At 63.5% G+C, this 5,910-nt stretch carries 6 protein-coding genes; 1 reads left to right on the top strand and 5 read right to left on the bottom strand.

The window, feature by feature from the left end; all coding sequences use genetic code 11:
• The coding region (locus Q1A06_RS20670) for an oxidoreductase C-terminal domain-containing protein (RefSeq protein WP_299568010.1) at positions 1–277 on the top strand (277 nt) is incomplete at its 5' end.
• Positions 278–289: 12 nt separating this feature from the next.
• Here Q1A06_RS20670 and panC read toward each other — a convergent pair.
• The 5 genes from panC to nadA all read right to left on the bottom strand — a co-directional run bounded on the left by panC (position 290) and on the right by nadA (position 5,570).
• The gene (gene panC, locus Q1A06_RS20665; protein WP_299568009.1) at positions 290–1,168 is read right to left on the bottom strand and encodes a pantoate--beta-alanine ligase; all 879 of its coding nucleotides are present in this window, start codon (positions 1,166–1,168) and stop codon (positions 290–292) included.
• On the bottom strand, positions 1,165–1,992 hold the full coding sequence (panB, locus tag Q1A06_RS20660; RefSeq protein WP_299568008.1) for a 3-methyl-2-oxobutanoate hydroxymethyltransferase: 828 nt from the start codon (positions 1,990–1,992) through the stop codon (positions 1,165–1,167). The genes panC and panB overlap by 4 nt, the downstream gene beginning before the upstream one ends.
• Before the next feature lie 108 nt (positions 1,993–2,100).
• Complete coding sequence (gene nadC / locus Q1A06_RS20655; RefSeq protein WP_299568007.1) at positions 2,101–2,949, bottom strand: carboxylating nicotinate-nucleotide diphosphorylase; 849 nt, start codon at positions 2,947–2,949, stop codon at positions 2,101–2,103.
• The gene (locus Q1A06_RS20650) at positions 2,946–4,514 is read right to left on the bottom strand and encodes an L-aspartate oxidase (protein ID WP_299568006.1); all 1,569 of its coding nucleotides are present in this window, start codon (positions 4,512–4,514) and stop codon (positions 2,946–2,948) included. The genes nadC and Q1A06_RS20650 overlap by 4 nt, the downstream gene beginning before the upstream one ends.
• Before the next feature lie 3 nt (positions 4,515–4,517).
• Positions 4,518–5,570 (bottom strand): quinolinate synthase NadA, encoded by a 1,053-nt coding sequence (gene nadA / locus Q1A06_RS20645; RefSeq protein ID WP_299568005.1) that lies wholly within the window; start codon positions 5,568–5,570, stop codon positions 4,518–4,520.
• Positions 5,571–5,910 lie beyond the last annotated feature (340 nt).

Here is a 5,910-nt window from a genome sequence, read left to right as displayed (position 1 = left end):
AACTGTTCACAATGCAACCACGCAGGCTCAGATTGCGGGAGCAGCCATCTGTAACAAGGAACGCCCAGCCCCCGTGCCGCCACGGTTTTGGTCCGATCTCAAGGGCATGAAGGTTCAGGCCATTGGAATAGCGGCCGGTTACGATCTGGTGCAAAGCGATGCGTCACAGCATCCGCCGTCCCTGGAGGTACATCTGAAAAGCGGTGGCCAGCTTGTTGCCGCCGAACTCGTGAACCTTCCCAATCGTCACAGCGACCTTGCGAAGGCGATTTCTTGAACCGGGGCGGGTTTATCCGGCGGTTTCCAGATGTCTTGCCTGCGGGCTTGTCACGGGAACGGGGATATTGTCGATCAGGCGCACGCCGTCGAGCCATGCGGCCACGAAGATCCGTGCGGGCCGGTCGGCGGTGGAGAGGATCGCGAGGTCGGGATCACCCCTGAGTTCGAGATAGTCGATCTCGCCTAGCCCTGCATCAGTCAGGCGCGCCCGTGTGTCTTGCAGCACGATCGCGATAGGTATCCCATCGCAGATCGAATCTGCGGCGCGCGATAGTGCCTCGCGGACGACCGGCGCGACCGCACGGGCATTCCCGTCGAGGCGAAGGTTGCGCGAAGACATGGCGAGGCCATCGCCTTCACGGATCGTCGGGCAGCCGATGATCCGGGTCTTGAGGTCAAGATCTTCGGCAAGGCGGCGGACGACCTGCAATTGCTGGTAATCCTTCTCGCCGAAGAAAGCCTGATCCGCATCGGTCTGCAGCAGCAACTTGGTCACCACCGTGGCCACACCGTCGAAATGACCGGGGCGGGCGGCGCCGCAGAGCCCGTCGCTGACACCGGTCACCGAAACCGTCGTGGCGAAGCCTTCGGGGTACATTTGCGCGCCGTCGGGAACATAAAGGATGTCGGCGCCGTAGGGTTTCAGTTTCTCGCCGTCGCTCTCTTCCGTCCGGGGATATTTTGCCAGATCCGCGGGATTGTTGAACTGTCTGGGGTTCACGAACAGCGTGACGATAACGCGGTCGGTCGCGGCGCAGGCAGCCTCGACCAGGCTGAGATGCCCGGCGTGCAGCGCGCCCATCGTGGGCACGACGCCAATGGTTTCTCCGGCGCGGCGCCAGCCTTCGGTCAGGCGGCGCAGATCGGCCTTGGTGCGGATAATTATCATGAGCCGGCCTTTTCGTCTGCAAAGACATGTTCGGGGGCGGGGAAGCTGCGGTTGCGGACCTCCTCGGCATAAGCCCGGATCGCGTCGGTCGCATCTCCGGCGAGGTGGGCATAGCGCTTGACGAACTTTGGCTTGAAGGCGTCGAAGAGGCCGAGCATATCATCGATCACGAGAATCTGGCCATCGCACCCGGCTGACGCTCCGATACCGACCGTGGGTATTGCGATATCCGCCGTGATCTCGTCGGCCAGTGCAGCGGGCACCTTTTCGAGCACAACCGAGAAAGCCCCGGCGTCTGCCACCGCGCGCGCATCTTCGCGGATCCGGTCGCCATCGGCTCCCTTGCCCTGAACCTTGTAGCCTCCGATTGCGTTCACCGCCTGCGGGGTCAGGCCGATGTGTGCCATCACCGGAATGCCACGCGCGACGATGAAGCGGATCGTTTCGGCCATATGCCGACCGCCCTCAAGCTTTACCGCGCCAGCGCCGGTTTCAGCCATCAGTCGGGCTGCGTTTCGGAAAGCCTGCGCAGGGCTTTCTTCGTAGCTGCCGAACGGCATGTCGACGACCATCAGCGCACGTTCGATCCCGCGGGCCACGGCGCGGCCATGCAGGATCATCATCTCCATCGTGACACCCAGTGTTGAGGGCAGGCCATGCAGCACCATGCCGACGCTGTCGCCCACCAGCACCAGATCGCACTCCGTGTCGGCCAGACGGGCGACGGGGGTGGTGTAGGCGGTGAGGCAGACGAGGGGTTCACCCGTTTTCCGCGCGCGGATGTCCGATGCGGTGAGGGTTTTCTGTGGGGTGGATTGGCTCATTCTGGTCCTTCGGTAGGGCAGGGTCCCAATATCGCCCCCGCCGGTTAGGTGCAAGTGCAGCGCAACTTTATTATGATTTACGGCGTCAAACGGTAATTTTCGTTCTGATCAAAAATCCAATCCGAGGTCGAGCGTCTGCGCCGAATGGGTCAGCGCCCCGGACGAGATATAGTCCACCCCCGTTGCGGCAACTTCTGCGATACGGTCCAGCCGCATGTTGCCCGACGCTTCGAGCACCACCTGACCGGCGGCCATTTTCACCGCGTCGACAAGGGTTTGCGTGTCCATGTTGTCCAGAAGCACGACATCCGCGCCGCCTTCGTCCAGCACTTCGGCAAGCTGGTCCAGCCGGTCGACCTCGATCTCGCAGCGCACCATGTGCGAGGCCTGCGCCTTGACGGCTTGCAGCACGGGCCGGATGCCACCTGCGGCAGCAATATGGTTGTCCTTGATCAGGATCGCGTCCGAGAGGCTGAAGCGATGGTTGAACCCGCCTCCGTGCAGCACCGCCTGTTTCTCGACCAGTCGCAGGCCCGGCGTGGTCTTGCGGGTGCAGGTGATGCGGGTCTTGGTGCCCCTGGTTTCGGCCACGAAAGCGGCCGTGAGCGTGGCAATGCCGGAAAGCCGCCCGGCCAGGTTCAGCGCGACCCGTTCAGCCGAGAGGATCGACGCTGCGTCGCCGTCGATCTGCATCAGCAGATCGCCCGCAGCGATCACATCACCATCCATCCTGTGCGCGGTGATCGTCAGCGACGGATCAACCAGCCGGAAAGCCAGCGCGGCGATCTGGAGGCCCGAAACAACGCCTGCCTCGCGCGCATTCAACCGCGCGGTATAGCTAGTACCTGGGGGAATGACCGTGCGGGTGGTGATGTCGCCGTAAGTGCCCAGATCCTCGAGCAACGCGGCGCGGACCAGCGGTTCAAGGATCAAGTCGGGCAGGGGGCTTTGGGTCATGCGGGCTCCTTTCGGATGGTGGCGTCACGGATGGTCAGGGCGTCGGCAAGGGTAAGACGCGAGCGCGCGCTGGTGGCGGCTGCTTCGGTGTAGTCCGACCGAAAATGCGCGCCCCGGCTCTCGCGGCGCATAAGCGCGGCGGCAGCGATCAGCGTCGCGGTTGCGGTCATGTTGTGCAGCGCCTCGCACTCCGGCTGGGCGGCCTCGATCCGGGCGATCTGCGCCAGCGCGTCTGAAAGGCCTTGTGCGTCGCGGATGACGCCGACGCCGTCGGTCATCGTCTGTCGCAGTTGTGCAACCAGATCGGGATCGGGGCCATTGACCTCAGGTAGATCGGGCAAGGTCACCGTTGGCGCGTCGCGCGGGGCGGACAGCGCCGCGTCGATGGCCAGCGCGCAGCGGCGACCGTAGACCAACGCCTCCAACAGCCCGTTTGAGGCCAGACGGTTAGCCCCATGCAACCCGGTCGAGGCGACCTCGCCACAGGCCCAAAGCCCCGCGAGCGAACTTTGCCCCGTCATATCTGTGTCCACGCCGCCCATGTGGTAATGCGCGGCGGCGGCCACAGGGATCGGCTGCGTCACCGGATCCAGCCCCGCCAGACGGCAGGCTTGGGCCACGGCGGGGAAATCGGTGAGGATCCTGACCCCGATCGCAGTCCGGGTGTCGAGCGCCGGTTGCAGCCCGGCCTGCGTCTGCGCGTAGACGGCGCGCGCCACGATGTCGCGCGGGGCGAGTTCGGCATCCGGGTGCGCGCCCCGCATGAAGCGTTCGCCATGCCTGTTGATCAGCGTCGCGCCTTCGCCGCGCAGCGCTTCGGTGGCCAGCGGCGCGGGATCGAGGCCGCAGGCCAAGGCAGTCGGATGGAACTGGACGAACTCCGCGTCGGCGATCTGCGCCCCTGCGCGGGCGGCCATGCCGATCACCTGCCCCCGGATGCGCGGCGGATTGGTCGTCAGGGCGAAAAGCCCGCCGGATCCGCCACCTGCGAGCAGAACCGCAGGACCGCGCAGGGTGATGCTTTTGCTCAGCCCGCCGGAACACTGCGCTACCGCAACACCGATGACCCGACCGCCTGAAACCTCCAGCCGCGTGGCCATCACCCCATCCAACACCTGAATATGGTCCGCCTTGAGCACCTGCACCGCCAAAGCGCGCATGATCTCGGCCCCGGCCTGATCGCCGCGCACCCGGACCACGCGGGCAGAACTATGCGCCGCCTCGCGCGACAGGACATAGGTTCCCTCGGCGGTCCGGTCAAAGGGGGCGCCAAGCCCGGTCAGATCGAGGATGTGCGCGCGCGCTTCGGCCGTGACCGATTGCGCGACGTTGCGGTCCACGGTCCCCGCCCCTGCCAGGACGGTGTCACGCGCATGGGCATCTGGACTGTCGGTCGGGTCCATCGCTGCTGCCACGCCGCCCTGGGCCCAGCTTGATGACGCGCCTTCGCCCAGGGGTTCCGGAGAGAGCATGAGGACCGGGCGCGGGGCCAGTTTCAGCGCAGCATATTGCGCGGCCAGCCCCGCCCCGACGATAATCACGCGGGACGTGTCGATCGGTGTCATCACCTATCCGGACACCTTGGCAGAGAGGTCGATCATCCGCTGCACGGCGATGCGCGCCTTGTTGGCGACGACCGGATCAACCTCGACCTTGCCCTCCATCGTGTGCAGCGCCCACAGCACCTTTTCCAGCGTGATTTTCTTCATGTAAGGGCACATGTTGCAGGGTCCGACAAAATCCACATCCGGCAGCGCGTCCGAGATGTTCGAGGCCATCGAACATTCCGTTACAAGCATCGCTTTTTCCGGGCGCTGCTGCGTCACGTAGTCGATGATCCCGCTCGTCGACCCTGAAAAATCCGCCTCGGCCACCACGTCTGGCGGACATTCGGGATGCGCGATGATCCGGGTGTCGGGGTTCCACTCACGAAAGTCTTTCAGATCCTGCGCGGAGTATTGTTCGTGCACGATACAGGCGCCGTCCCACCAGACGATCCGCTTTTCCGGAACTTGCTTTGCGATGTTCTGCGCCAGATATTTGTCGGGCGTCATGATGACAGTGTCACTGTCGAGACCGCGCACGATCTGCGCTGCGTTGGATGAGGTGCAGCAAATGTCCGACGCCGCCTTCACGGCGGCGGTGGTGTTCACATAAGTCACCACCGGCGCGCCGGGATATTTCGCGCGCATCTCCGCGATCCCCGCGGGGGTGATGCTTTCGGCAAGCGAACAGCCGGCCTCCATGTCAGGGATCAGCACGGTCTTGGAGGGGTTCAGGATCTTCGATGTCTCGGCCATGAAATGCACACCGCATTGCACGATGACATCCGCCTCGACCCGGGTGGCCTCGATCGCCAGTTGCAGGCTGTCTCCCACCACGTCCGCGATGCCATGATAGATTTCGGGCGTCATGTAGTTATGCGCCAGTATGACCGCGTTGCGCTGTTTCTTCAGCGTATTGATCGCCGCAACATACGGCGCGAAGATCGCCCAGTCCGGGGGCGACACGACCCGGCTCATCCTGGCATAAAGATGAGCATTCGTGTCTGCGACCTTGGTGGAAGGGGCGAGATCGTAATATGCGGCAAGTTCGGAGCGCAGAGCAATCTGGTCGAGCAAAACGGGGAATCCTCAGTCTGTTTCGAACCGCCGTGCAACGGCGAGACCGGCCGCGGAATGGCGTCGGGTGCCGCGTTTCTAGCGTCCGGATGACGTCAGGGCAAGTTGACGTGCGGGTGTATTTGCAATGTCATGCGCTAACATATGCGCCTGTCTTTCCGATGCGAAGTGTCGTCATCATATATGCAAACGCCCGATTCACTGTTGATCGGCATCATAGGGAAGTGTGACACTTCTACTTTGCGGAAGGGTGTCATTATCGCTGTGCGGCCACAGGTGGTAGTGTGTAATACTGATTATGTTATTTTATCAAGCTCTGCCGCCAGATTACTGTCCGCGG

Origin of the sequence: uncultured Sulfitobacter sp., from assembly GCF_947497275.1 — a bacterium.
In the GTDB taxonomy this organism is placed as follows: Bacteria; Pseudomonadota; Alphaproteobacteria; order Rhodobacterales; family Rhodobacteraceae; genus Sulfitobacter.
Note: the sequence above shows the minus strand (reverse complement) of the source record. Positions and strands in the feature narration are given on the sequence as shown.